The sequence below is a fragment of the Photorhabdus aegyptia genome (assembly GCF_000612035.1).
Classification (GTDB): domain Bacteria; phylum Pseudomonadota; class Gammaproteobacteria; order Enterobacterales; family Enterobacteriaceae; genus Photorhabdus; species Photorhabdus akhurstii.
In genome coordinates this window covers 38,805-62,603 of sequence record NZ_JFGV01000007.1, presented here as the reverse complement: position 1 = coordinate 62,603, position 23,799 = coordinate 38,805, and the positions used below count along the sequence as shown (strand labels likewise).

At 42.6% G+C, this 23,799-nt stretch carries 24 protein-coding genes; 15 read left to right on the top strand and 9 right to left on the bottom strand.

From position 1 onward, the window contains the following. The first annotated feature begins 61 nt into the window (after positions 1-61). Positions 62-763, top strand: a complete 702-nt coding sequence (gene fucR / locus BA1DRAFT_RS03240; RefSeq protein ID WP_036776085.1) for an L-fucose operon activator — start codon at positions 62-64, stop codon at positions 761-763. An 84-nt stretch (positions 764-847) separates the two neighbouring features. Here fucR and BA1DRAFT_RS03235 read toward each other — a convergent pair whose 3' ends face one another. Beyond that, positions 848-1,522: a 7-cyano-7-deazaguanine/7-aminomethyl-7-deazaguanine transporter gene (locus BA1DRAFT_RS03235; RefSeq protein ID WP_036776038.1), complete on the bottom strand. Its 675-nt coding sequence runs from the start codon at positions 1,520-1,522 to the stop codon at positions 848-850. Between the two features lie 187 nt (positions 1,523-1,709). Between BA1DRAFT_RS03235 and tusA the strand changes: the two genes are divergently transcribed. Then, entirely contained in the window at positions 1,710-1,964 is a 255-nt protein-coding gene (tusA, locus tag BA1DRAFT_RS03230; protein ID WP_036776036.1) for a sulfurtransferase TusA, read from the top strand. A gap of 149 nt (positions 1,965-2,113) precedes the next feature. Here tusA and BA1DRAFT_RS03225 read toward each other — a convergent pair whose 3' ends face one another. The 4 genes from BA1DRAFT_RS03225 to rsmD form a co-directional block, all read right to left on the bottom strand. Then, a complete protein-coding gene (locus BA1DRAFT_RS03225) occupies positions 2,114-4,393 on the bottom strand; it encodes a zinc/cadmium/mercury/lead-transporting ATPase (RefSeq protein WP_036776035.1) in 2,280 nt (759 codons plus the stop codon). A gap of 144 nt (positions 4,394-4,537) precedes the next feature. Beyond that, positions 4,538-5,164 carry a lysoplasmalogenase gene (locus BA1DRAFT_RS03220; protein ID WP_036776034.1) on the bottom strand — a complete coding sequence of 209 codons (627 nt, stop codon included), beginning with the start codon at positions 5,162-5,164 and terminating at the stop codon, positions 4,538-4,540. A gap of 265 nt (positions 5,165-5,429) precedes the next feature. After that, the gene (locus tag BA1DRAFT_RS03215) at positions 5,430-5,711 is read right to left on the bottom strand and encodes a DUF1145 family protein (protein ID WP_036776032.1); all 282 of its coding nucleotides are present in this window, start codon (positions 5,709-5,711) and stop codon (positions 5,430-5,432) included. Between the two features lie 22 nt (positions 5,712-5,733). Further along, positions 5,734-6,318, bottom strand: coding sequence for a 16S rRNA (guanine(966)-N(2))-methyltransferase (gene rsmD / locus BA1DRAFT_RS03210; protein ID WP_036776031.1), 585 nt, complete (start codon positions 6,316-6,318; stop codon positions 5,734-5,736). Between the two features lie 158 nt (positions 6,319-6,476). Here rsmD and ftsY point away from each other — a divergent pair, with 158 nt between their 5' ends. From ftsY to rpoH, 4 genes are all read left to right on the top strand, one after another. Continuing rightward, positions 6,477-7,799 (top strand): signal recognition particle-docking protein FtsY, encoded by a 1,323-nt coding sequence (gene ftsY, locus BA1DRAFT_RS03205; RefSeq protein ID WP_036776030.1) that lies wholly within the window; start codon positions 6,477-6,479, stop codon positions 7,797-7,799. A gap of 6 nt (positions 7,800-7,805) precedes the next feature. Then, a complete protein-coding gene (gene ftsE / locus BA1DRAFT_RS03200) occupies positions 7,806-8,471 on the top strand; it encodes a cell division ATP-binding protein FtsE (protein WP_036776029.1) in 666 nt (221 codons plus the stop codon). Then, positions 8,464-9,438: a permease-like cell division protein FtsX gene (gene ftsX / locus BA1DRAFT_RS03195; protein WP_036776027.1), complete on the top strand. Its 975-nt coding sequence runs from the start codon at positions 8,464-8,466 to the stop codon at positions 9,436-9,438. Before ftsE ends, ftsX begins: the two co-directional genes overlap by 8 nt. 436 nt (positions 9,439-9,874) lie before the next feature. Next, positions 9,875-10,732: an RNA polymerase sigma factor RpoH gene (gene rpoH / locus BA1DRAFT_RS03190; RefSeq protein WP_036776026.1), complete on the top strand. Its 858-nt coding sequence runs from the start codon at positions 9,875-9,877 to the stop codon at positions 10,730-10,732. A 250-nt stretch (positions 10,733-10,982) separates the two neighbouring features. Here the strand turns inward: rpoH and BA1DRAFT_RS21175 are convergent, their stop codons facing one another. Beyond that, the gene (locus tag BA1DRAFT_RS21175) at positions 10,983-11,363 is read right to left on the bottom strand and encodes a DUF2599 domain-containing protein (RefSeq protein ID WP_051560632.1); all 381 of its coding nucleotides are present in this window, start codon (positions 11,361-11,363) and stop codon (positions 10,983-10,985) included. A gap of 314 nt (positions 11,364-11,677) precedes the next feature. Between BA1DRAFT_RS21175 and BA1DRAFT_RS03180 the strand changes: the two genes are divergently transcribed. Next, complete coding sequence (locus tag BA1DRAFT_RS03180; RefSeq protein ID WP_036776025.1) at positions 11,678-12,817, top strand: glycerate kinase; 1,140 nt, start codon at positions 11,678-11,680, stop codon at positions 12,815-12,817. Here the strand turns inward: BA1DRAFT_RS03180 and panM are convergent. Beyond that, positions 12,805-13,203 carry an aspartate 1-decarboxylase autocleavage activator PanM gene (gene panM / locus BA1DRAFT_RS03175; protein ID WP_036776024.1) on the bottom strand — a complete coding sequence of 133 codons (399 nt, stop codon included), beginning with the start codon at positions 13,201-13,203 and terminating at the stop codon, positions 12,805-12,807. The two genes, BA1DRAFT_RS03180 and panM, sit on opposite strands and share 13 nt — an antisense overlap. A 390-nt stretch (positions 13,204-13,593) precedes the next feature. Between panM and BA1DRAFT_RS03170 the strand changes: the two genes are divergently transcribed. The 7 genes from BA1DRAFT_RS03170 to BA1DRAFT_RS03140 all read left to right on the top strand — a co-directional run bounded on the left by BA1DRAFT_RS03170 (position 13,594) and on the right by BA1DRAFT_RS03140 (position 21,080). Continuing rightward, positions 13,594-14,706 carry a branched-chain amino acid ABC transporter substrate-binding protein gene (locus BA1DRAFT_RS03170; protein WP_036776023.1) on the top strand — a complete coding sequence of 371 codons (1,113 nt, stop codon included), beginning with the start codon at positions 13,594-13,596 and terminating at the stop codon, positions 14,704-14,706. Between the two features lie 61 nt (positions 14,707-14,767). Next, the gene (gene livH / locus BA1DRAFT_RS03165; RefSeq protein WP_036776022.1) at positions 14,768-15,694 is read left to right on the top strand and encodes a high-affinity branched-chain amino acid ABC transporter permease LivH; all 927 of its coding nucleotides are present in this window, start codon (positions 14,768-14,770) and stop codon (positions 15,692-15,694) included. Next, positions 15,691-16,968, top strand: a complete 1,278-nt coding sequence (locus BA1DRAFT_RS03160; protein WP_036776020.1) for a high-affinity branched-chain amino acid ABC transporter permease LivM — start codon at positions 15,691-15,693, stop codon at positions 16,966-16,968. Before livH ends, BA1DRAFT_RS03160 begins: the two co-directional genes overlap by 4 nt. Then, entirely contained in the window at positions 16,965-17,738 is a 774-nt protein-coding gene (livG, locus tag BA1DRAFT_RS03155; RefSeq protein WP_036776019.1) for a high-affinity branched-chain amino acid ABC transporter ATP-binding protein LivG, read from the top strand. Before BA1DRAFT_RS03160 ends, livG begins: the two co-directional genes overlap by 4 nt. A gap of 2 nt (positions 17,739-17,740) precedes the next feature. Then, entirely contained in the window at positions 17,741-18,442 is a 702-nt protein-coding gene (gene livF, locus BA1DRAFT_RS03150) for a high-affinity branched-chain amino acid ABC transporter ATP-binding protein LivF (protein ID WP_036776018.1), read from the top strand. A 947-nt stretch (positions 18,443-19,389) separates the two neighbouring features. After that, on the top strand, positions 19,390-19,791 hold the full coding sequence (locus BA1DRAFT_RS03145; RefSeq protein WP_036776017.1) for a hypothetical protein: 402 nt from the start codon (positions 19,390-19,392) through the stop codon (positions 19,789-19,791). 29 nt (positions 19,792-19,820) lie between these two features. After that, entirely contained in the window at positions 19,821-21,080 is a 1,260-nt protein-coding gene (locus BA1DRAFT_RS03140) for an insecticidal delta-endotoxin Cry8Ea1 family protein (RefSeq protein ID WP_051560631.1), read from the top strand. Between the two features lie 147 nt (positions 21,081-21,227). Here BA1DRAFT_RS03140 and BA1DRAFT_RS03135 read toward each other — a convergent pair whose 3' ends face one another. After that, positions 21,228-22,007 carry an AraC family transcriptional regulator gene (locus BA1DRAFT_RS03135; RefSeq protein ID WP_036776016.1) on the bottom strand — a complete coding sequence of 260 codons (780 nt, stop codon included), beginning with the start codon at positions 22,005-22,007 and terminating at the stop codon, positions 21,228-21,230. Positions 22,008-22,109: 102 nt separating this feature from the next. Between BA1DRAFT_RS03135 and BA1DRAFT_RS03130 the strand changes: the two genes are divergently transcribed. Then, positions 22,110-23,273: a Bcr/CflA family efflux MFS transporter gene (locus tag BA1DRAFT_RS03130; protein WP_036776015.1), complete on the top strand. Its 1,164-nt coding sequence runs from the start codon at positions 22,110-22,112 to the stop codon at positions 23,271-23,273. Between the two features lie 204 nt (positions 23,274-23,477). On the opposite strand, the gene fis is transcribed toward BA1DRAFT_RS03130, so the two are convergent. Continuing rightward, a complete protein-coding gene (gene fis / locus BA1DRAFT_RS03125) occupies positions 23,478-23,774 on the bottom strand; it encodes a DNA-binding transcriptional regulator Fis (RefSeq protein ID WP_010847912.1) in 297 nt (98 codons plus the stop codon). Positions 23,775-23,799: the final 25 nt, after the last annotated feature.

Sequence of the window (23,799 nt, the reverse complement as noted above, 5' to 3'; positions counted from 1 at the left end):
TTCTAATGCTGATATTGGGCAGAATCATCCTATTCTGTCCCAATATAAAAGGGATTCCTTTATGAGAAATGAACGCCATCAAAAAATCATGGATCTTCTCCATCACCATGAATCGTTAACAACCACTGAACTTTCCGTAGTTTTGCAAGTAAGTAAAGAGACAATACGCCGAGATTTGCGATTTCTCCAAGAGCATGGTCATCTTCTTCGTCTGCATGGGAGAGCAAAAAGTTTAAACAGGGAAACACAGGATAATGGTGATCCTTTTAACATGCGGGTTAAAAGCCATTTTTCGAGTAAATCACTTATTGCTCAGCAAGCTGTGACTTGGATAAACGAAGGAATGATAATCGCACTTGATGCAAGTTCAACATGTTGGTATCTGGCAAAACAACTTCCTGATATTAATATTACTATTTTTACCAATAGCATTCGTATTTGTCATGAATTATCAAAGAAGAAAAATATTCAATTAATCAGTTCAGGGGGAGTGCTGCATCGTAAATATGCTTGTTATATTAGTTCATCACTTATTACACAATTGAAAAATCTAGAGATCGATCTATTTCTTTTTTCCTGTGATGGCATTGATGTGAATGGTGATTTATGGGATTCGAATATTGATAATGCGGAATTTAAAGAGATTCTTATAAAACGAGCATTACAATCAATTTTGCTAATTGATAAGAGTAAAATTAACCGAAAAAGCGAAATTAGAATAGGAAATCGTAGTAATATCACTGACATAATATCGAATTATTAGGGCAAGGTGGCAGGCTATTACCTTGTCCAATCTCTTAATCAGGCGATCTGATTAAGAGACAGGTATTTGTCGGGCGTATAAAAATCAGCGTACTTGAATATAGGTACTATTAGTTTGATAGTTAAAGAAATATTTGAGGATTAGGTTCAATAAAATGCCGTAAGCGGGTAGGAAAAAGAGTAAGCAGATTAATAGCTTAAAGCAGTAATCGACTAACCCAATCTCGATCCAGTTAGCAGCCATAAAAGCATCGGTACTGCGATAGAAGGCGATAGAGAAAAAGGCAAGGGTGTCAAGTAAGTTGCCGAAGAACATCGCTGCTGCGGGAGCGACCCACCAATTACGTCTCCGGCGCAGACGATTGAAGACGTATACATCCAGTATCTGCCCAAGGAAGTAAGCCATAAAGCTGGCGCAGGCAATACGGGCAACAAACAGATTGAATTCAAGTAGTGCGGTAAACTCTTGCCACACGCCTTGGAAAAATAGGGCAGAAATCATATAAGAGATCAGCAATGCGGGAAGCATGACGGTGGTAATGATTCGCCTTGCCAGTGGTGCGCCGTAGATACGAACCGTCAAATCAGTTGCAAGAAAAATAAATGGAAAAGTAAAGGCTCCCCAGGTGGTATGAAAACCGAAAATAGAGACGGGGAGTTGCACCAGATAATTACTGGAAATAATAATTAGAATATGAAATAGCGAAAGCCAAATTAAAGCGGTAGTGCGCTGTTGGGTAATTGTAGTTGATAAAAACATTATTGTACCTTTTTGGAACATGGGGTGAGGGAACCCAATCAAATATCTGCCGTTTTAACCAACGGCGCCTCACATGATACGTTGGTTGTACACAAATTCAAAATGCCTGTATGTAAAGTTAATTTTTGCTAGCTTTTTTATAATATAATCCAGTTCCATAGATTGCCTGAAATTGTAGAGATAAGTTATGCCCGATGTGTTTACTAATCCAGACAAAACCCTTGATACACAGGGGCTTCGCTGTCCTGAACCGGTAATGATGGTGCGGAAAACTGTGCGTCATATGGAAGCAGGGCAGATGTTATTAATTCTTGCTGATGATCCGGCAACTACGCGGGATATTCCCAGTTTCTGCCGTTTTATGGAGCACCAATTGGTTGCGCAAGAAACGGAACAAATGCCTTATCGCTATCTGGTGCGGAAAAAAGAGAGCCAACTCTGAAATAACAACCAAGTTGAAAAATGAACGATTTTGCTTTTTACCATGCTTTCGAACGTCAATGAACTTTTATCACTGAATTCATCTTGCTATGGTACAGGATATGAGCCGGAAATAAGACTCATATCCTTATAATAGCCAGGCAATTTTCGTTATTTCAGCTTAATCCTTAATAACCTTACCGCGTTTGCCGTCACAAGAGCGGTTGCGCCAGAATCCGCCAGTACTGCCATCCACAAGCCTGTAATACCCAATAGGCTGGTGATAAGGAAGATACCTTTTAGTCCCAAGGCAATAGCTATGTTTTGGCGGATATTATTATGCGTTGCGCGGGAAAGGGTGATGATTTCCGACAAACCTGTCAGACGGTTGTGAGTCAATGCCGCATCTGCGGTTTCCAGAGCGACATCAGTACCGCTTCCCATCGCTACTCCGATACTGGAAGCTTTCATTGCGGGAGCGTCATTGATGCCGTCGCCGACCATCATTGTGTTGTGATCTTTATTCAATGCAATGACCGCTTTGACTTTATCTTCCGGCATTAGCCCGGCGCGGAAATCTATTCCTAACTGACCTGCAATTGCCGTTGCTGCACGTGGGTTATCTCCCGTCAACATCACTGATTTAATACCTTGATCTTTCAGTAAACGGATAGCATCAATTGCATCTTGACGTAACGTATCTTGCATCGCGATAAGGCCAGTAAATTGTTCATCATGCATCACGGCAACAACGGTTTTACCGCCATCTTCTAACTGAACAATTTTGTGTTTCCAATGCTCGGATAACGTGTTTGCTGGCAGTTTTCCGGGTGCACTGACGAGAATACGCTTACCGTCTAACTGACCTTCAACACCAACCCCCGCCAGCGCTTTACGCTGTTCAGCTTCGGTAATATTAACCTTTTTACTTTCTGCGTATTGCAAAATGGCTTTAGCCAGTGGGTGGTGGGAGCCACTTTCTACTGCGGAAGCCAAAGTTAATAACTGAGATTCGCTGATGTTTTCTGCTGGTTGTACATCTGTGACTTGTGGTTTACCGGCGGTCAGCGTACCGGTTTTATCAAAAGCGATTGTGGTGATTAGTCCCAGTTGTTCCAGCGCCGCACCGCCTTTAATCAAGGCGCCTCGGCGGGTTGCGGCTGCAAGGGCAGAGGTAATTGCGGCGGGTGTGGAAATTACCAAAGCACAAGGGCAACCGATCAGTAGCAAAGTCAGGCCACGGTAGATCCAGGTTTCCCAAGGTTGGCTGAATACAGTCGGTGGAATAATGATAACCAATGCAGAGAACAGCATAATCAGCGGAGTGTAAATCCGGCTAAAGCGGTCAATGAAACGCTCAATCGGTGCGCGGCGTTCTTCGGCTTCTTCAATCAGTTGCAGAATACGGTCAATGGCATTGTTGCCCTGTTCGGATAACACTTTCATTTGGACTGCACGATCCACGGACAAACAACCTGCCGGAACTTTTTCTCCTTGCATTCGCTCAACCGGAACAGATTCGCCTGTCAGCGCACTTTCATCAAAGCTAGCGAATGAATTGAGTAATTCGGCATCAGTGGGTAGACGTCCGCCTGGAGCAATCTCGATGATATCGCCGGGGCGAAGGTCTGAAACTGGGACAGTTCTTTTCTCACCATTTTTTACCAGTAATGCTTCTTCGGGCACCAGTGCCATCAATGCGCTAACCCCTCGACGAGCGCGACCGGCAGCATAAGCTTCCAGCATTTCACCAAGCATAAACAGCAGTAATACCATTGCCGCTTCAGCGGTGGCGTCAATAAACAGTGCGCCGATGGCGGCAACACTCATCAGTGTTTCAATGGCGAATGGCGTACCTGATCGTATGAGTTGCCAGGCTTTGGTAACGATAGGCACCAATCCAATCACGGTGGTGATAATAAAGGCAATACGGCCAAATGAGGGATTGATGTGAGAGATTCCCCAACTTATCAACATCATCAATGAAAGAGTGATGATCGGGGCAAACTCTTTCCAGCGGCTGCTTTTTGCTGCTTTCTGGCTTGAATCGGAATTGCGTAGAGCAAATCCAGCCTGATTAACGGCTTGAATAACGGCTGAACGTATATCTGTATCCGCATCCACAACGAGTTTTTCTGTTGCGAATAGAACCTTGGCTTGCTTCACTTCTGGAATTTTGCTGACCGCGGTTTCAATTTTGCGGGCGCAACTTGGACAATCCATACCATTAACAACCCAACTGAAACGTTGGCTCGCCAAAAGCTCAGGTGCTTGTGTCTCTTGTGTATCATGGGAATGGCTATGCTTATGTGAGCAAGCCTTACCATGTTCATGATTATGTAAATGCTCACTAACTTTTTTAGCCTGATCTGAACAAGCGGTAGTCGCGCAGCAGCTTCCATGCTGGTGGTTATGTTGATGAGCACTATTTTTGTTTGAATTTGAGTACATGGACTCCCCCTGAACAGAGTTAACTCAAAGATAATGAGCAAACTCTACACTTTGGAGCCTACTCTAGAGTCAAACAAAAAAAGAAAATAAATTGGTAAATTGTGCGACTGAGTACGGCTGTTCATTTTCAATATAATTTTTCTTTTAAAGATAAAGGGAACGAATAATTAGAAAATGGCCGATAAAATAACAGGTTGCTACAATCGCCTTAGAAGATTTGAATTGGAGGCGGTAATTGTTGATCAGCCAGAAACTGTGTGACAGTAACAACAAGATAGTGCCTGCTAACAGAGAGAAACCATACGCTGTATTAAGGGAGAAGTATTGTTCACCGGCCATCCACACCATTATCAGGAGCATAACGACTGAGGCAACAACCAGCCAGCGCATTTCCTCCAATTTATTCCAAATAACCAGCAGAATAACGGAGCCCAGAACCAGTAAAATTAATGGCAATGGGAAGAAGAAACTGAAATTCATCTGTAATACAAAGCTTATCGTGTAGAGCAGATAACAGAGGAATAATGTGCTTAGAGAGAATAGTGAATACTTACTGGGGAGCATGCGCAGAGCATCTGATATTAAAGCAGTCAATAACCCAAGACAGATTAAATAGCCTGAAATATGCAGTTCAGGTGCTTGCCATGCCCAGAATAATAACAATAGCAGAGTGATTGGCCTGAATAGCCATCTTTGCCAGTTTGGTCCACGGTAAGCGGCGTCAACATACAACCAACCAGAAAAAAATACTGCGATAAATGGCCAGCTCATCTTCGTTCCTTAAATAAGTGATGGATAAGGGGTCTGCTCTCTTACTGTCAAAATATATACTGAAATAATGGTGATTGGTTTAAGTATCTGTGCGGAAATAGGCAGTAAATTAATACATGATTTATCTGTTCAGCAAAGAAAGCAGGCGATAAGTCGTGTTGAGACAGATAGTGACAGTGTTTGGACTCATAACCGGAAAGGGGAATGAAATGAATCATTCCTCATCTAATTGTATATACTTTCCGGGTATTAAGGAGCGTGTCCACTATTTGAGGTGATGGCTTTTCTCTTTTCGTTGTTTTTTCTGCATTGACAGTAGCTCAAAGACACCAAAAAAGAAGATCTTGGTTTGCATCAGGCTAGAGAGTTTTTGGTCTTTGGGCTGACTAGCTTTCAGAAGCAGCATTTGAAATGCATGCATGACCACCATGAAAATCATGGCGACATCCATAAAATACTTCAATGGTTTTGGAAATGGATGGATCAGGTTAAAGATCAGAAATCCCCAAACGCAGATCATTAACAGTTTGCCCAATTGAATAAACATCAGTGTTACTCCAAAGTAATCATTATGCAGGTAAATAACGGATATAGAGCCGGTATGCGACTTGTCCGGCGACTTTTTCACGATGAAGCTGCCAGTTAACAGGCACATCAATCGCCGTTGATTCAGATTCAGCTTCAACATAAATCCAGCTTTCATCTGCCAGCCAATTTTGTTCTTCCAACAATTTTATGGTTTCGCTAAGCATTCCTTGACGAAAAGGAGGATCAAGGAAAACGACATCGTAGGGTTTTCCTGGTTGAGATAAATAGGTTAATGCACTGTCGTTAATGACCTTGGCATTTTGGGCACTGAGCAAATCCAAATTAGCGGAAAGCTGCTTGGCTATATTACGTTCATATTCAATCAGGGTAACTTGTGCTGCATAACGAGAAAGCGCCTCTAATCCAAGCGCTCCGCTCCCTGCATAACAATCTAGGCAGTGTGCTTCCTGAATAATCGGGGCTAGCCAGTTAAATAGCGTCTCTCTGACGCGATCTGTCGTTGGACGTAATCCGGGGCTATCCGGTACCGGTAATTTTCGGCCTCGCCATTTTCCGCCAATAATGCGGATTTGTCCTATTGATTGCCGTTGTGGTTTCTTTGCCATAATTTGCGTAACAGTTGTTAAGACTTACAGGCATTAATTTACCATGAAATTCATGATTGATATGTGTTGAGCTATTACGAAAATGTTAGACTGACTCTAATTTCGTTATTATTCCTTGTTGTAACGCCATGATTTAACCTTGAGGAGTGCAGTGGCTAATGGCAAAAGAGAAAAAAAGAGGCTTTTTCTCCTGGTTCGGGCGTGGCCGTCAGGAAGAGCAGCAAAAAGAAGAACAATTGGCAGCGGAGCAGGCAGAACAACAGCGTTTAGCTGAGGAAGCTGCAAGATTGGCGGCAGAGCAGGCAGAACAGCAACGTTTAGCTGAGGAAGCTGCAAGATTGGCGGCGGAGCAGGCAGAACAACAGCGTTTAGCTGAGGAAGCGGCAAGATTGGCGGCGGAGCAGGCAGAACAACAACGCCTTGCCGAGGAAGCCGCAAGGTTGGCGGAGGAGCAGGCAGAACAACAGCGTGTTGCCGAGGAAGTTGCAAGATTGGCCGCGGAGCAGGTACAAACTGAACAGCCGAAGCCAGTTATATTAAAAGAGCAAGAGCGCCCGACTAAAGAGGGCTTTTTCTCTCGTTTGAAACGCAGTTTGGTTAAAACTCGTCAGAATCTAGGGTCCGGTTTTCTCAGCCTATTCAGTGGTAAAAAGATTGATGATGATCTGTTTGATGAATTGGAAGAGCAGTTATTGATTGCCGATGTTGGTGTCGATACTACCCGTAAAATCATTAGCAGTTTGACAGAGCATGCCAGCCGTAAAGAGCTAAAAGATGCAGAAGCGTTGTATGCCAAACTAAAAGAAGAGATGTCTGATATTCTGACTAAAGTAAATCAGCCCTTGGACATTGAAGGAAAAACACCGTATGTCATTCTGATGGTTGGTGTTAATGGTGTGGGAAAAACGACGACCATTGGTAAATTGGCGCGTCAATTCCAGGCACAAGGTAAATCTGTCATGTTGGCAGCCGGAGATACTTTCCGTGCCGCCGCCGTTGAACAGCTACAGGTGTGGGGGGAACGTAACCATATTCCGGTGGTAGCGCAACATACTGGCGCAGATCCAGCTTCTGTGATTTTCGATGCTATTCAGTCAGCTAAAGCTAAAGGTGTAGATGTACTCATTGCAGATACCGCTGGTCGTTTGCAAAATAAATCTCACCTGATGGAAGAATTGAAGAAGATTGTCCGGGTGATGAGAAAACTGGACGAAAATGCTCCACATGAAATTATGCTGACATTGGATGCCAGTACCGGTCAGAATGCGATAAGTCAGGCTAAACTATTCCATGAAGCTGTTGGATTGACAGGTATCTCATTGACAAAATTGGATGGTACTGCCAAAGGTGGGGTAATTTTCGCCATTGCTGATCAGTTTGAAATTCCTATCCGTTATATTGGTGTTGGTGAAGGAATTGAAGATCTACGGCCATTTAAGGCAGACGACTTTATAGAGGCACTTTTTGCCCGAGAGGATTAATTACCTATGATTCGCTTTGAACAGGTCAGTAAAGCTTATCTGGGGGGACGGCAAGCCCTGCAAGGGGTGGATTTTCATTTGCGCCCTGCGGAAATGGCATTTCTAATCGGTCACTCAGGGGCAGGTAAAAGTACCTTGCTGAAACTCATCTGTGGCATTGAGCGGCCTAGCGCCGGGCATATCTGGTTTGCCGGTCATGATATCAGTCGGTTAAAAAGCCGTGAGGTACCTTTTCTGCGTCGTCAGATTGGTATGATTTTCCAGGATCATCATCTGCTGCTGGATCGGACGGTATACGATAATGTGGCAATGCCGCTGATTATTTCAGGCGCCAGTTCGGAAGATATCCGTCGTCGGACTTCTGCGGCTCTGGATAAGGTTGGTCTGCTGGACAAAGCGAAAAATTTCCCAATTCAGCTTTCAGGGGGAGAACAACAACGTGTCGGCATTGCTCGTGCCGTTGTGAATAAGCCGACTGTTTTATTGGCGGATGAACCTACCGGTAATTTGGATGGTGAGTTGTCAGAGGGGATTTTACGACTATTTGAAGAATTTAATCGGGTAGGGGTGACAGTGCTGATGGCGACCCATGACATGGCACTGATTGAAAGACGGAAGTATCGTATTTTGACTCTGAGCCAAGGCCGTATGGCGGGAGAGCATCATGGTTAAAAATGTGCGTAAGGCAGCGGGGAAAGCAACAAGATCGAAAAGTAAAGTTTTACAAGGCGGATGGCGTGAGCAGTGGCGCTATGCTTGGATGAATACGTTGACAGATATGTCACGTCAGCCGTTGGCAACTTTGTTGACCGTGATGGTGATTGCGATCTCCCTGACATTACCAAGTGTTTGTTACATTGTATGGAAGAATGTCAGCCAGGCTGCGGAAAAATGGTATCCCACCCCTCAACTGACGGTATATCTCGATAAGTCACTCGATGATAGCGGCGCTCAGAAATTAATAAGTGAGCTGAAAGCACTTGATGGTGTGGATAATGTCAACTATCTCTCACGTCAGGAAGCTATGACAGAATTCCGCGCCTGGTCTGGTTTTGGTAACGCGCTGGATATGCTGGAAGAGAATCCGTTGCCCGCGGTGGCTATTATCACACCGAAAATCGATTTTCAGAGTTCACAGACGCTGACCACGCTGCGCGATAGAGTTTCTCAGGTTAAAGGTATTGAAGAAGTTCGGATGGATGATAGCTGGTTTGCTCGCTTGGCGGCGCTGACCGGTCTTATTGGTCAGATTGCGACAGTAATTGGTATTCTGATGATCGTTGCGCTGTTTTTGGTTATTGGTAACAGTGTGCGTCTCACTATTTTCAGTCATCGTGATACGATTAACGTGATGAAGCTTATTGGTGCAACGGATGGCTTTATTTTGCGTCCATTCCTCAATGGTGGTGCTTTGTTAGGGGCTTTGGGGGCAATTTTATCGCTAATTTTGTCTGCGCTGTTAGTGTGGAAACTTTCTGATGTTGTCACCCAGGTTGCCAGCGTGTTTGGCACGACATTTAATTTACATGGGCTTTCATGGGATGAGTCCCTGCTGCTAGTTTTGCTCTCCGCGATGATTGGTTGGGCCGCTGCTTGGTTGGCGACAACTCAGCATTTGCGCCATTTTACGCCAGAATAAAATGGTAATTTTTTCAACAGGCTGAGCGAGATCAGCCTGACAACGCAATAATCATCTCCTTTTTTCCTTAGGTAAGAATTTCTTATTCACTAACTTAAATCCAAAATCATGATTTTCTACTGTGTAGAATTAATTAAAAAGGTGTTTGTACTATCTTAGTGAACCTTACGGGCGCTTTTATGAAATGGAATTAATATTTGTAGGAGATAGTACAAATAAAGTTAGTTGCATAAAGATAAAACTATCTGTTATTTTTTGTTCTGCGATCCCGTTATAGGGATGGTCGGTGCTGAAATTATTACTCTTCCACGGATCTGTAACTTGAATATGCACATTCTGGTGATAGACTGTACCGCTGTATGTTGAATGTTGGTTCATATACACTGATGTAATCTAATCCATACTAACGATTTGAGCCTTATTTGAGAGGATTTGAATGGCCAAAGAAATGCAAACCTTAGCGTTAGTTCCTCAAGGAAGTCTAGAGGGCTATATCCGTGCCTCTAATACCTATCCAATGCTGACAGCAGAGGAAGAGAAGGAACTGGCTGAAAGGCTGCATTACCAGGGAGATCTGGATGCAGCTAAGAAGCTGATTCTGTCTCATCTGCGCTTCGTTGTTCATGTCGCTCGTAGCTATGCTGGTTATGGGCTGCCTCAGGCGGATTTAATTCAGGAAGGGAATATTGGCCTGATGAAAGCAGTACGTCGTTTTAACCCGGAAGTTGGGGTGCGTCTGGTTTCTTTTGCCGTTCACTGGATTAAAGCTGAAATCCATGAATATGTACTGCGTAACTGGCGTATTGTTAAAGTTGCAACAACTAAAGCACAGCGTAAGCTGTTCTTTAACCTGCGTAAAACTAAACAGCGCTTAGGGTGGTTCAATCAGGACGAAGTAGAAATGGTCGCCAAAGAACTTGGTGTGACCAGCAAAGATGTGCGTGAGATGGAATCTCGTATGTCAGCGCAGGATATGGCGTTTGATATGTCTGCCGATGATGATGGTCAGGAAGGTCAACCAGTTGCGCCAGTGCTGTATCTTCAAGATAAAGCTTCTGATTTTGCAGACGGCATTGAAGAGGACAATTGGGAAAACCATGCGGCTGATAAATTATCGGTAGCGATAGAAAGTTTAGACGAGCGCAGTCAGGACATTATCCGTTGCCGCTGGTTAGATGATGACAATAAATCTACCCTGCAAGAGCTGGCGGATAAATATGGTGTTTCTGCGGAGCGTGTACGTCAGCTTGAAAAAAATGCCATGAAAAAATTGCGTGTAGCCATTGAGGCATAAATAGCGTGATTTTGCGTTAACGCATTCACAATGAATAAATTAAAAGGGCGATAATGGTTTATCGCCTTTTTTATTTCATTTTTCACAGTTGTCATCTCACTCAGTTAATTCTATGAAATATGTGTCTTGCAGGCGTTACGATCCCCATTCGCACTGGACGAAGGCTTACGGCGGTTTTTGCTAAATTGGGAGCATCGCCAGAAAAGCAAAGGAGCTGATTCAGCTCCTTTGCTCCTTTTTTACGATATTATTATGGATTGCAGCCAGCTTTTTTCGTTGCGCTATACCCCACATGTTTACGGTAAGGATCGAGATTCCATTTATCTTTGTTACGGGCAATATCCACGTGGCAGTCGAACTGATTACGCATACCTTTCGTATTGTACCAGTGTGGGCTGTTGCTGAACTTACGCTCTAGTTCTTTGAATGCCTCATTGGTTCTACCGAAGTGAAGATTGCGGCCACATTTGGTTGGCACAACCGCCAGTGTCATCTTGCCAAAGCGCTTTATCCACTTGCCCGATTCAATATACGGCCCATGACGGCAGTTATTGTGCCCATTGTTAGCGCTCGCAGGGAAAACAGCCATGCCGAAGAATAACACCAACAATACAAACCCTATTCTTTTCATATCACCTCCTAAATTACCCATAAATTGTGGTCAATGTGTATACCCAGTTATAATGGGAATACCCATTTATGATTATAATATTGAAAAATATTTTTTTACCATATGTACATTATGTACATTAAATGTCACACATGAAACATTGTGGATCACTCTGGTTTTATTGGATCATAATTTATCAGATCCCGCTGGCCAGTATGGTGCCTAGTCTGGCGCCACATAGGCCCAGGGTTTTTTATACACAATCTGTGGGTTTATTTTCAATGCTGGCTTTTTGCGACACTCTCTAAAGTCGAGGGTTTCCTTGCGGAGGATCTATGAAAATTATTATTGCGCCTGATTCATTTAAAGAAAGTCTCAGCGCCTTACAGGCCGCTGAAGCGATAGAGCAAGGATTTAGGGAAATCTATCCACAAGCCGAATACATTAAATTGCCGATGGCAGATGGCGGTGAAGGTACGGTTGAATCGATGGTTGCAGCCACCAATGGGAGAGTTGTACACCTGTCGGTTACTGGTCCGTTAAATCAGCCGGTGGATAGTTTTTTCGGCGTACTAGGTGATGGAGAAACCGCTGTTATTGAAATGGCGGCGGCTTCTGGCTTACATCTGGTGCCGATGGAAAAGCGTAATCCGTTGATAACCACGACTTATGGTACCGGTGAGCTGATGTTGGCCGTTTTAGATCAAGGTGCCAGAAAGGTAATTTTAGGGATTGGCGGTAGCGCGACTAATGATGGCGGTGCCGGTATGATGCAGGCGTTGGGGGCCTGTTTGCTTGATTCTGATGGAAAAGAGCTGGAGCTTGGCGGGGCTGCGTTAAGTCGGCTTGCTAAAATTGATCTTTCTGGTTTGGATGCGCGTTTGAGTCAGACTGAAATTATCGTCGCCTGTGATGTGACTAACCCGTTATGTGGCGAGTTTGGAGCATCTGCTATTTTCGGGCCACAGAAAGGGGCAACACCAGAGATGGTGAAAGAATTGGATGCGGCTCTGCGCCATTATGGTGAAAAAATTGAATTACTGACCGGCATTAAGGTCATTGACGTACCCGGTGCGGGAGCGGCAGGGGGAATGGGCGTTCCTCTACTTGGTTGGCTGGGCGCTAAATTGCAACCGGGCATTGATATTGTTATCTCCACGCTGGAATTGGAAAAGGCAGTCCAAGGCGCTGATCTGGTTATTACTGGTGAAGGCCGAATGGATAGCCAGACTATTTACGGTAAAACGCCGATTGGTGTTGCTCGTATCGCCAAAAAGTATGCTATTTCAACCATCGCATTGGTTGGCAGTATAAGTCAGAACTATAGCATCGTTCATGAGCACGGATTGGATGCTGTTTTCTCAATTATGCCCGGCGTTTGTTCTCTTTCTGACGCTCTTGCTTGCGGGCATGAGAATTTGAGGGTGACTGCCCGCAATGTGGCGGCGGTCTGGAAAATGGGTCAGCTAGAATAAGAACTTGACTTGGGATCGTAGTAAAAACCACAGGCACTCATAAAACCTTTTAATGTTGGTTCGTTAGCATCGGAGAACCCTTCAAGGCTTAATTTCCACTGGTTAACTGTGGGATGCTGAGCTTTTATTTCATTTATCAAATATAAACCCACTCCCCGGCGGCGTGTTATTTCACGGACACATAAATCTTTAAGCAGGCCGGATTGATCATTGAAAGTCACTTTTACTGCGGCTAGTAATCTATCATTAAAACGGGCAGCGAACAGTTTATTGCCGTTTTTTAGATAGATTTGCCACTGTTCAGGTGTTTGCTGAGGCCATATTTTTTTCAGATCAATTGTATCTTGTGTTGATAAAACAGTAAGTTGTTCAATAGTTAGCTTCATGGTTTTTCCATATTAATTTTAGTTGAATAGCTCAATGGAGTGTCGTGTAACCGCTTTTATACATTACTGGAAAAATGTTTTTAACATGATCGATATTTCGAGCGAAAGATTGCTTTACTAATATTTAACCAGAATATCACACTATATTTTGTCTAAATTCCAATCAATTTTGGCGGTATTTTATTCTGTAATTAATGCTTTTAGCTACCTTGTTCATTTGATTTTAAGCATGAAATGCTATTTTAATAACATGAAAAATAAAATCTTATTCATAAAAATTACTTTATCTAATCAGAGATCACAAAAGATCACGGTTATCCCATTAGATAATCGGAGATCTAAAAGGTAAGCACAATAAATTAGATTAATAACAACACGGGGATAAATAAAATGAAAGTCATAACAGGTAAAAGCCTATTAGCAGGTTGTATTGTCATGATGATGAGTCACTCACTGTGGGCGCAAGAGATCAAAGTGGCGATTGTGGGGGCAATGTCTGGTCCAGTTGCGCAATATGGTGATATGGAATTTACTGGCGCCCGTCAGGCAATTGCAGATATCAATGCTAAAGGGGGCATTAATGGCAATAAGCTGGTGGGCGTTGAATATGATGATGCGTGTGACCCGAAACAGGCTGTGGCCGTCGCGAATAAAGTGATTAATGATAACATTCGTTATGTTATCGGCCACTTATGCTCTTCGTCTACTCAACCGGCATCTGACATCTACGAAGATGAAGGTGTCATAATGATTACACCAGCGGCAACCAATGCCGATCTGACAACTCGTGGCTACCAGATGATTCTGCGTACTACCGGGCTGGATTCTGATCAGGGACCAACGGCAGCGAAATATATTGCTGAAAAGATTAAACCTCAGCGTATAGCTATTGTTCATGATAAACAGCAATACGGTGAAGGATTAGCGCGATCTGTTCTCGATAAGTTGAAAAAAGCGGGAGCCAATATTGTCCTGTTTGAAGGCGTCACGGCTGGTGATAAAGATTTTTCGGCTCTGGTTGCCCGCCTGAAAAAAGAAAATGTGGATTTTGTCTATTTTGGCGGCTACTACCCTGAAATGGGGCAAATTCTGCGGCAGGCTAAGCAGTCCGGTCTGAATATTCGTTTTATGGGGCCGGAAGGTGTAGGTAACTCCTCGTTATCCAATATCGCCGGAGCCGCTTCCGAGGGCATGTTAGTCACATTACCTAAGCGTTACGATCAGGTGCCGGTGAACAAAGCTATTGTTGAGGCGATCAAAGGTAAGAAAAGCGATCCGACAGGCCCGTTCGTCTGGACCACCTATGCCGCTCTGCAATCTCTGGCCGCGGCAATGAACCGTACCGGTAGTATGGAACCGACTGATTTGGTGAAAGACTTGAAAGCGAATCCAGTGGATACCGTAATGGGAACACTGAGCTGGAATGCTGTTGGCGATCTAAAAGGATTCGAATTCGGTATTTTTGAATGGCATGCAGATGGTTCTTCCACTTCTGTGAAGTAAAGTCATTAGAACGGTCATCAGCGTCTGTTTGCCAGGCGCTGCTATTCCAGAGGTACAACGTATGTCGGAGCAATTTCTCTATTTTTTACAACAGATGTTAAATGGAGTGACTCTGGGTAGTACTTATGCATTGATTGCCATTGGTTATACGATGGTTTACGGCATTATCGGGATGATTAACTTCGCTCATGGTGAAGTTTACATGATTGGTAGCTATGTCTCCTTTATTGTGATTGCGGCTCTTATCATGATGGGAATTGATTTGGGCTGGTTGCTGATTACTGCCGCTTTTTTAACATCAATTGTCATTGCTGCTGCTTATGGTTGGAGTATTGAACGAGTGGCTTACAGACCTGTTCGCCATTCCAAACGCCTGATTGCCCTGATTTCAGCGATTGGGATGTCTATTTTCTTGCAAAACTATGTCAGCCTGTCACAAAGTTCTCGCGATCTGGCCTTGCCTAGCCTGATTACCGGACAGTGGGTATTAGGTGAAAGCGATGGATTTTCTGCCAGTCTTAGCGCAATGCAACTGACCATCTGGATAGTGACATTTCTTGCCATGCTGATATTGACACTGTTTATTCGCTATTCCCGTATGGGACGTGCCTGCCGTGCTTGTGCGGAAGATCTGAAAATGGCCAGTTTGTTGGGGATCAATACTAACAGAGTGATTTCCTTGACCTTTGTTATCGGAGCGGTAATGGCCGCGGTAGCTGGTGTTTTGTTGGGGCAGTTCTACAGTGTGATAAATCCGTATATCGGTTTTATGGCAGGAATGAAAGCTTTCACCGCAGCGGTATTGGGAGGAATTGGCAGTATCCCGGGAGCGATGATTGGTGGCTTGATCTTGGGAATTTCAGAAGCCCTAACTTCTGCTTATTTGAGCACAGAATATAAAGATGCCGTTTCCTTTGCTTTACTCATTGTTGTGCTGTTGTTTATGCCCACTGGAATTTTAGGCCGTCCAGAGGTAGAAAAAGTATGAAACATGCCAATTGGATGAATGCCGTTATCGCCTCAGTCGTTTTATTTGTGTTGTCTGCCTTTATGATGGGAATGCAGTTGTCGCTGGACGGCACGAAGTTGGTCGTCCATCGTGCTGATGAAGTGCGATGGTTATGGATTGGTATTGGCTGTGCGATTGTTTTTCTGTTCCAGCTATTGCGTCCGGTTGTTCAGCAGACAATGAAGAAAGTGCCAATTAAAAGCTGGTCGTTGCCGGATTTCGATGGCTCAACTAAAAGGCAAAAGTTACTGGCAATATTGGTCATTATTGCTGCAATTGTCTGGCCGTTTATTGTCTCCCGTGGTAGTGTTGATATTGCTACGCTGACGTTAATTTATGTCATGCTAGGGTTGGGTTTGAATGTCGTGGTTGGTTTGTCGGGGTTGCTGGTACTTGGGTATGCAGGTTTTTATGCTATCGGTGCTTATACCTACGCTTTGTTAAGTCACTATTACGGATTAGGATTTTGGCAGAGCTTACCGCTGGCGGGGTTAACGGCGGCTTTATCGGGGCTGTTATTAGGCTTTCCGGTATTGCGATTGCGAGGTGACTATCTGGCAATTGTTACCCTTGGTTTTGGTGAAATTGTTCGCATTCTACTGTTGAATAATACTGAAATAACCGGTGGTCCGAATGGTATCAGCCAAATCCCAAAACCGACTTTCTTCGGATTGGAATTTAACCGCAGTGTGAAAGAGGGAGGTTGGGATACTTTCCACGGCTTCTTTGGCTTGAAATATGATCCCAGTGATCGGGTCATCTTCCTCTATCTGGTGGTGTTACTGTTGGTAATACTGACAGTATTTATTATTAATCGGCTACTGCGTATGCCATTAGGCCGGGCATGGGAAGCGCTGCGTGAAGATGAGATTGCTTGTCGCTCTCTTGGTTTAAGTCCAACCCGAATTAAACTAGCTGCATTTACTATCAGTGCTGCATTTGCCGGTTTTGCTGGTACTTTATTTGCTGCCCGGCAGGGGTTCGTCAGCCCGGAGTCCTTCACGTTTGTTGAATCTGCTTTTGTGCTGGCGATTGTAGTACTTGGAGGGATGGGCTCACAGACTGCGGTGATTCTGGCGGCCGTTTTGTTGGTGGTTTCCCGTGAGATGATGCGTGACCTGAATGCCTACAGTATGTTGCTGCTAGGGGTAATGATGGTATTGATGATGATTTGGCGCCCGCAAGGGTTGCTACCGACAAAACGCCGTCATGTTAAATTGGAACGACCGGTACAGGGAGGAAAGCAAGCATGAGTGCAACGCCATTATTGCAAGTTTCCGATCTGACCATGCGCTTCGGTGGCTTGCTGGCGGTTAACAACATTGCCTTGAGGCTAAATCAGGGGGAAATTGTTTCTCTTATTGGCCCTAATGGTGCTGGGAAAACCACGATCTTTAATTGTCTGACCGGATTTTACTGTCCGACTAGCGGTACCATAAAGTTGCGGGAGAAACATTTGGAAGGGTTATCTGGGCAGGTGATTGCACGTATGGGCATTATCAGAACATTCCAGCATGTGCGGTTGTTCCGAGAGATGACGGTGATTGAAAATCTATTAGTAGCGCAGCATCAGCACCTGAAAAGGGGTCTTTTTGCCGGTCTTTTTAAAACGTCGGCATTCCGCCGGGCAGAATCTAAGGCTGTAGATTGGGCCATAACTTGGTTAGAACGGATTGGTTTATTACCACTGGCAAACAGACAGGCCGGTAATCTAGCATACGGTCAGCAACGGCGTTTGGAGATTGCCCGCTGTATGGTAGCTCGTCCGCAGATTTTGATGCTGGATGAACCTGCTGCGGGGCTGAATCCAAAAGAGACAGCAGAGCTTAATGCTTTAATTGCTGAACTGAGGGAATATCATCAAGTTTCTGTATTGTTGATCGAGCATGATATGAAATTGGTGATGGGAATATCAGATCGTATCTATGTTGTTAATCAGGGAATGTCTTTAGCGCAAGGACGGCCAGAAGAGATTCGTAACAACCCGGATGTTATCCGGGCATATCTGGGTGAGGTGTATTAATTATGTTGGAATTTAATCGGGTATCTGCCCATTATGGAGAAGTTCAGGTATTACATCAGGTCAGCCTGAATATTCAGCAGGGGGAAATCGTCACTCTAATTGGTGCAAATGGCGCAGGAAAAACAACGTTGCTCAGTACCTTATGTAGTGAACCCAGAGCAACCGAAGGTTCCATAATTTTTCGTGGTAAGGAGATCACCCAATGGCCGACATCTCGTATTATGCGTGAGGACATTGCGATTGTTCCCGAGGGGCGCAGAGTGTTTGCTCGTATGACAGTGGAAGAGAATTTGGCAATGGGCGGCTTTTTTGCTGATAGGACTCAGTATCCGAAGAGCCTTGAGCGGGTTTATGATTTATTCCCGCGTTTACAGGAAAGGCGTCACCAGCGGGCTGGAACGATGTCCGGTGGTGAACAGCAAATGTTGGCAATTGGTCGCGCTTTAATGAGCCAGCCACAATTATTGTTGCTGGATGAGCCTTCATTGGGATTGGCGCCGATAGTGATTATTCAGATTTTCGATACTATTCAGCAGTTGAGGGAAGAGGGGATGACAATCTTTTTGGTTGAGCAGAATGCAAATCAGGCGTTGAAATTGGCTGACCGAGGATATGTATTGGAAAACGGTAAGATCGTACTAGAAGACAGTGGATCTGCATTATTGGTTAATGAAGCTGTGAGAAATGCGTATTTGGGAGGATAGAGACATATTCTTTTTCACAGGAAAGGAATTAAGATGGTTGATTATCCTCGTAGTACTGGGAAGGTTGTTTTTCCCAAGGTGAGGACGCCATTAATAATGCTTTAAGTTTGGTATTAGTTGGGGTCGGGGCAACGAGTGTGGTTTCAAATGCCTTGAAACCCGCCCTTATTTTTTCTGGGTTTTTTTGTCATATTTTAAGCGATATAGTTTATTGGTGGAGTAATGAAAGGTCAATTAATTGTATTTAGTATATTTGAGTAGCTAAAATCTACAGTCAAAATTATTTTTCTATTATTAAGCTAACTTTCTTTCATCAGAAAGAGAATGATTTTAAGAATGTTCATCTGTTATCTTGTAGAATATATAATCAATTGGTAATAAAAATATTATTGATGCGGATATGGCAGAAATATATTTTTTTGTCATTTTAACGTTGTGAGTGAATTTGGCGAATTATTATATTTCACCGGATAAAGGTAAATTTGTAAAATAAAGAATAGAATTATATAGCGCTATAGTAACCAATATTAATATTATAAATTCAGGTGAATAACATAATGGTAATAATTTCTATTTAAATTTTTTATATATGTTTTTTATATGTATTTTTTATATATCATATAATTTCAATAACTCTTAAATAATAGTAATTTAATTGAGGCAGAGCGTTGACATGAAATATATATCTGCTATAGTTTTTTATTATTGTGGTTTGTTTCAGATATGTCTTATTAATGACATTAATTATAATATGGATATCTTAATGTTCTGGTGAGTTATTGTGGTATGTCAAGTCCACATAATATATTGGGGAATTAAATTTCAAAGGTAATAGTGGTTCTATAATGGTTAAAGAGTATCTTTAATTAAGTGGTAATACTGTGTTCTGAAAATATTTATATGTAAGTTGAATCAGTCTTATTTAAATTTGAATGAGGAAAATAAATATGTCTAGAATAACTATTGTTGTTGATTCAGATGAACAGAAAGCAGAAGTTTACTCTAATTCCCCTGTTCCAGTACATAAAGACTTAAATGCAGTTGGTCCTTTGAGTGATGTGACTATATCACCTCATGCTAGTGTGGAAGTATTTAGAATAGATACACCAATAATTCCAGAATCCAGAAGATCTCTGAGAGTTGTAAATACCGGGCTAGCAAATAGTGTCACGGCTAAATTTTACTGGTCTCATAGTTTTACCTCTGAATGGTTTGAGTCTGGTTCTATAGATGTAGGATTAGGAGAAGAGAAGGTGTTAAACGTGCCTAATAACTCTTTTTATTATAGTAAATTTGTTATCTATAATAATACGGATAAAGTTGCTTATGTGACGGCAAATTTGGTTTAAACATCTCATTTTAATTGAAGGGTTCCATTATGCATACAGAAAATGTTTTAGACATAAGAACCATTGTGGCTAATGAATATGCCGTAAAAACGAGTGCAGTAGAGTGGGATGTTACTGATATTGTAAAAAATGCAATCATCGGGGGAATATCTTTTATACCTTCAGTTGGCCCTGCTATATCTTTTTTAGTCGGTTTATTCTGGCCTCAATCAAAAGAAAATATATGGGAAGGGATTGTCAAACAAATTGAAAGGATGATAGAGGAGTCTGCATTAAAGACGATTAAAGGTATCCTTGCTGGTGATATTGCATATATACAAGAACGAATGGCAACCGTTGCTGATCTTCTTGATAAGCATCCGGGATCTGAAGAAGCGAGGAGTGCTTTTAATAACCTGGCAGAAAATATAGATGGTTATCACAAAAAATTTAATAATTTTTCCGATGATGTTAACTATCAGATATTACCCATGTTTTCTACTACGGTTATGATGCAGATAACATATTGGGTCGCTGGTTTAGAGAGAAGAAATGAAATCGGGCTTAGTGATATTGATATTGAAAAAGTCCGAGGGTTAATCAAAAAGACGGTAGAACAGGCGAATAGTTATATTAATAATATATATGATAGAGAGCTTAATGATGCTCTTAATAACTCGACGGCTGACACTGTTGCAAATAATGTGATGTCTGTTCATGGTCACTGTCGTTTACATGGGATTGAATATATCAGTATTTGGGATAAATTAAGTGAAGCAGAGTCAGTAAATAATAGAATCTATGTTGATGTTTTAAGTTATTCTACTTTCTTTGACCGTCAAACAGCAAAAGCCAGAATTCAGGCATTGACTCCAGAGAAAGATATGGCTCCACCTCTCAAACCGGCTCTTAATGACGGGAAAAGAAGAAAGATCGATTCGTTAACGGGACATATTGTGCGTATTGGAGGGGCTCCGAGAGTCGGAGGGCTGACAGTTGTATTTGATGATGGTAGTAGCCATCGATTAGGTACAATATCTGGTGAGACGGCATCTATTTCTCTGAATGGCAGTCGAATTACCAGTTTGGAAGTATGGGGCAATGGTGCTGTTGATCAAGCGGTCTTTACTTTGAGTGATGGTCGTTCATTATCATTTGGCGCACCTGGAACATCTCGATATAGGAAATTTTATGTTGGCGAAAGTCACTATATTGCAGGGGTATATTTGTCCAGTGACTACAGCCCATTAGCAGGTCAGGCAGCAAATATCGCTGTATCTTATCAGTTGATAAATGATGATGAAAAATAATAGCTTTTAACAAGTATATTTTATGTACGTAGGATGTTATTAGCTTTTATTTAATTATTTGATGCAATTGCCGATGTCTATATTCATATGGTGAATAATTCCTTTGATGTCGGCAATTTTTGTATATTATTTCAATAGCTATTTACTTTAATAACTGCGTTCCTTATAAGCAGACATATATTCCCTTGGTGAACGCCCAGTCATTTTCTTGAAAAAGATTGCAAAAGCACTATCACTGGCAAATTCTAATTCGCTAGCAACAGATGACAAATTACCCTGTTTTGCCAGTAATTCTATAGATTTGATTAAACGCCATTGTTGTCGCCACTGTTGATAACTGAGTCCTGTTTCTCGGCGAAATATCCGACTGATGGTTTTTTCACTGGCTCCAATATTCATGGCCAATATTTTGAGCGGTGGTGGTAGTGTGGTCAGAGGAATACGGGCCAAACGACGGTCAAAAGGGAGCGGTAATAATGTCGGTTCTCTTTTTGCCAGATGGATTTCATCAAGGCAGACAGCCAACAGGTTAGCCGCAGGTTTATGTAACCAATCTGTATTGAAAGGTGACAGTGCGATTCGCTCTAATACTTCACGTAACAGAGGGGTAACTTCCAATACCTCAACGTTTTCTGCTAAACGTCCGATTTGATTTATATTTAGATAAATCGAGCGGTATCCGACGGATTCTTTTATCTCTGCCCTATGAATAATACGCGGTGGAATCCAGGCAACCCGAGTTGGTGGAAGTATGCATAACTGATCTGCCAGGGTGATATTGATGCATCCTTGCTGAGTGAATAGTAATTGCCCCATCTCATGTTGATGAAATCCTGAGTCATGCTGACCTAGTTCAGCCGCAATTCCCACTACCGGTACTCCAAGGTTATCAGGATCAAAACTGTCATCACGAGAAAGCCATGCCATATTGATGTCCTATTTGATAAATAAATTGTCTTTATTATTATAATACGACAATTAAGAGCATGCTAATTTACGTTTTATTGTCTAATTGATTAAGAAAACACAATGCAACGTAAACTTGGACTTACTTTGGCAACAGTGCTGATGATGTTTCCACAAATTGTAGAAACCATCTATAGCCCGGCGTTAACCGATATCGCAAAGGAATTCAAAGTGAGTGCCGAACAAGCTGCTCAAACTTTATCTTTATATTTTTTTGCTTTCGCCATCGGTGTGGTGATTTGGGGACGTTTGTGTGATCTCATAGGAAGACGGCCAACGATATTGAGTGGATTATTACTCTATAGCGGTGCTTCATTAGTGGCATTACTGAGCCGTCAGTTTGAGTTGTTATTGGCGGCCAGAATGTTATCTGCATTTGGGGCCGCAGTGGGCTCGGTAGGAACTCAAACAATAATGAGAGATTCTTATCAAGGAAGTGAATTAGCTCGCGTGTTTTCTATCGTGGGCGTAGCTTTGGCAGTAAGTCCGGCAATTGGCATGATAAGTGGTTCTATTTTGGTGTACTTCTGGGGATATAAAGGCGTTTTTTTAGGTTTGTCTTTACTCGCGGTATTACTGTCGGGTTGGGGTGCTATTTATCTGCCTGAAACCCGTCCGGTAGCAGTGGCGATAATACCACTCACAAGTACTTTACTTATGATGCTCAAGGATATGGCAATTTGGCGTAATGCCCTGTTGATAGCCCTCTTTAACTTATGTTTGTTCAGTTATTACCAATTAGCTCCATTTAATTTTGAACGGTTAGGATTCTCTCCTGAGATGTTTGGTTACACAGGATTATTTTTGGCATCGGGAGTAGGCATTGGTGCTTGGTTGAATAAACTCTTGCTCAACAAACAGTGGAATTCATCAAATTTAGTGTTTCTTGCTTCTGTTATTGTTCTGATTGGTGGTGGATTGATAATGGTTCTGGAAGATACTTGGTTGTTTATTCTGCCTATGATTTTGATTGTTGTGGCCTACGGAATTGCAATTCCTAACATCCTGGCTTCTGCATTGATTAATTATACGGATAGATTGGGAACAGCAGGAGCATTATTGGGTTTGCTATATTATTTGATGTTAGGCACAGGTCTTGCGCTAGCGGGTTGGAACCAACATCTTGGTGTTGTCTTGATATGTTGTGGTTGTTTTATCTTATTGTTGGCAGTAACCAATTACTTCATTTTAATGAAAGCTGAGAATAACCTATCAGTTACGGAATGACCTGACATTGGGAAGATTTGGAATTATGGTAAACCAATCAGGCAAAAGAAAGGTTCAATGCAGATTTTATAATTGCCAGGGCAACTAAATAATCTGCATTTTATTGCGTAAGGCCCCCAAAATTCGGCATTACTTTTTTTGTTTGGCAAAAAAGGCACTTTACCAAGAGGTACAGCGCCTTTTTTAATGAACTAACTTTAGTAATTAGTTCATGCCATATTTTTTCAATTTCTTACGCAGTGTGCCACGGTTGATGCCCATCATCAGGGCAGCGCGTGTTTGGTTGCCACGGGTGTATTGCATCACCATGTCCAACAATGGCTGTTCCACTTCAGCCAATACCAGCTCATACAGATCATTAACATCTTGACCATTTAATTGAGCAAAATAGTTCTTCAGTGCTTGTTTAACTGAATCACGTAAAGGTTTTTGAGTTACCTGATCTTGTGAATTTACAGTAGCAACGGTTAGTACGTCAGAATTTACGCGTTGTTCGAACATAGTTCTGTCAGCTCTTTTCTTTATA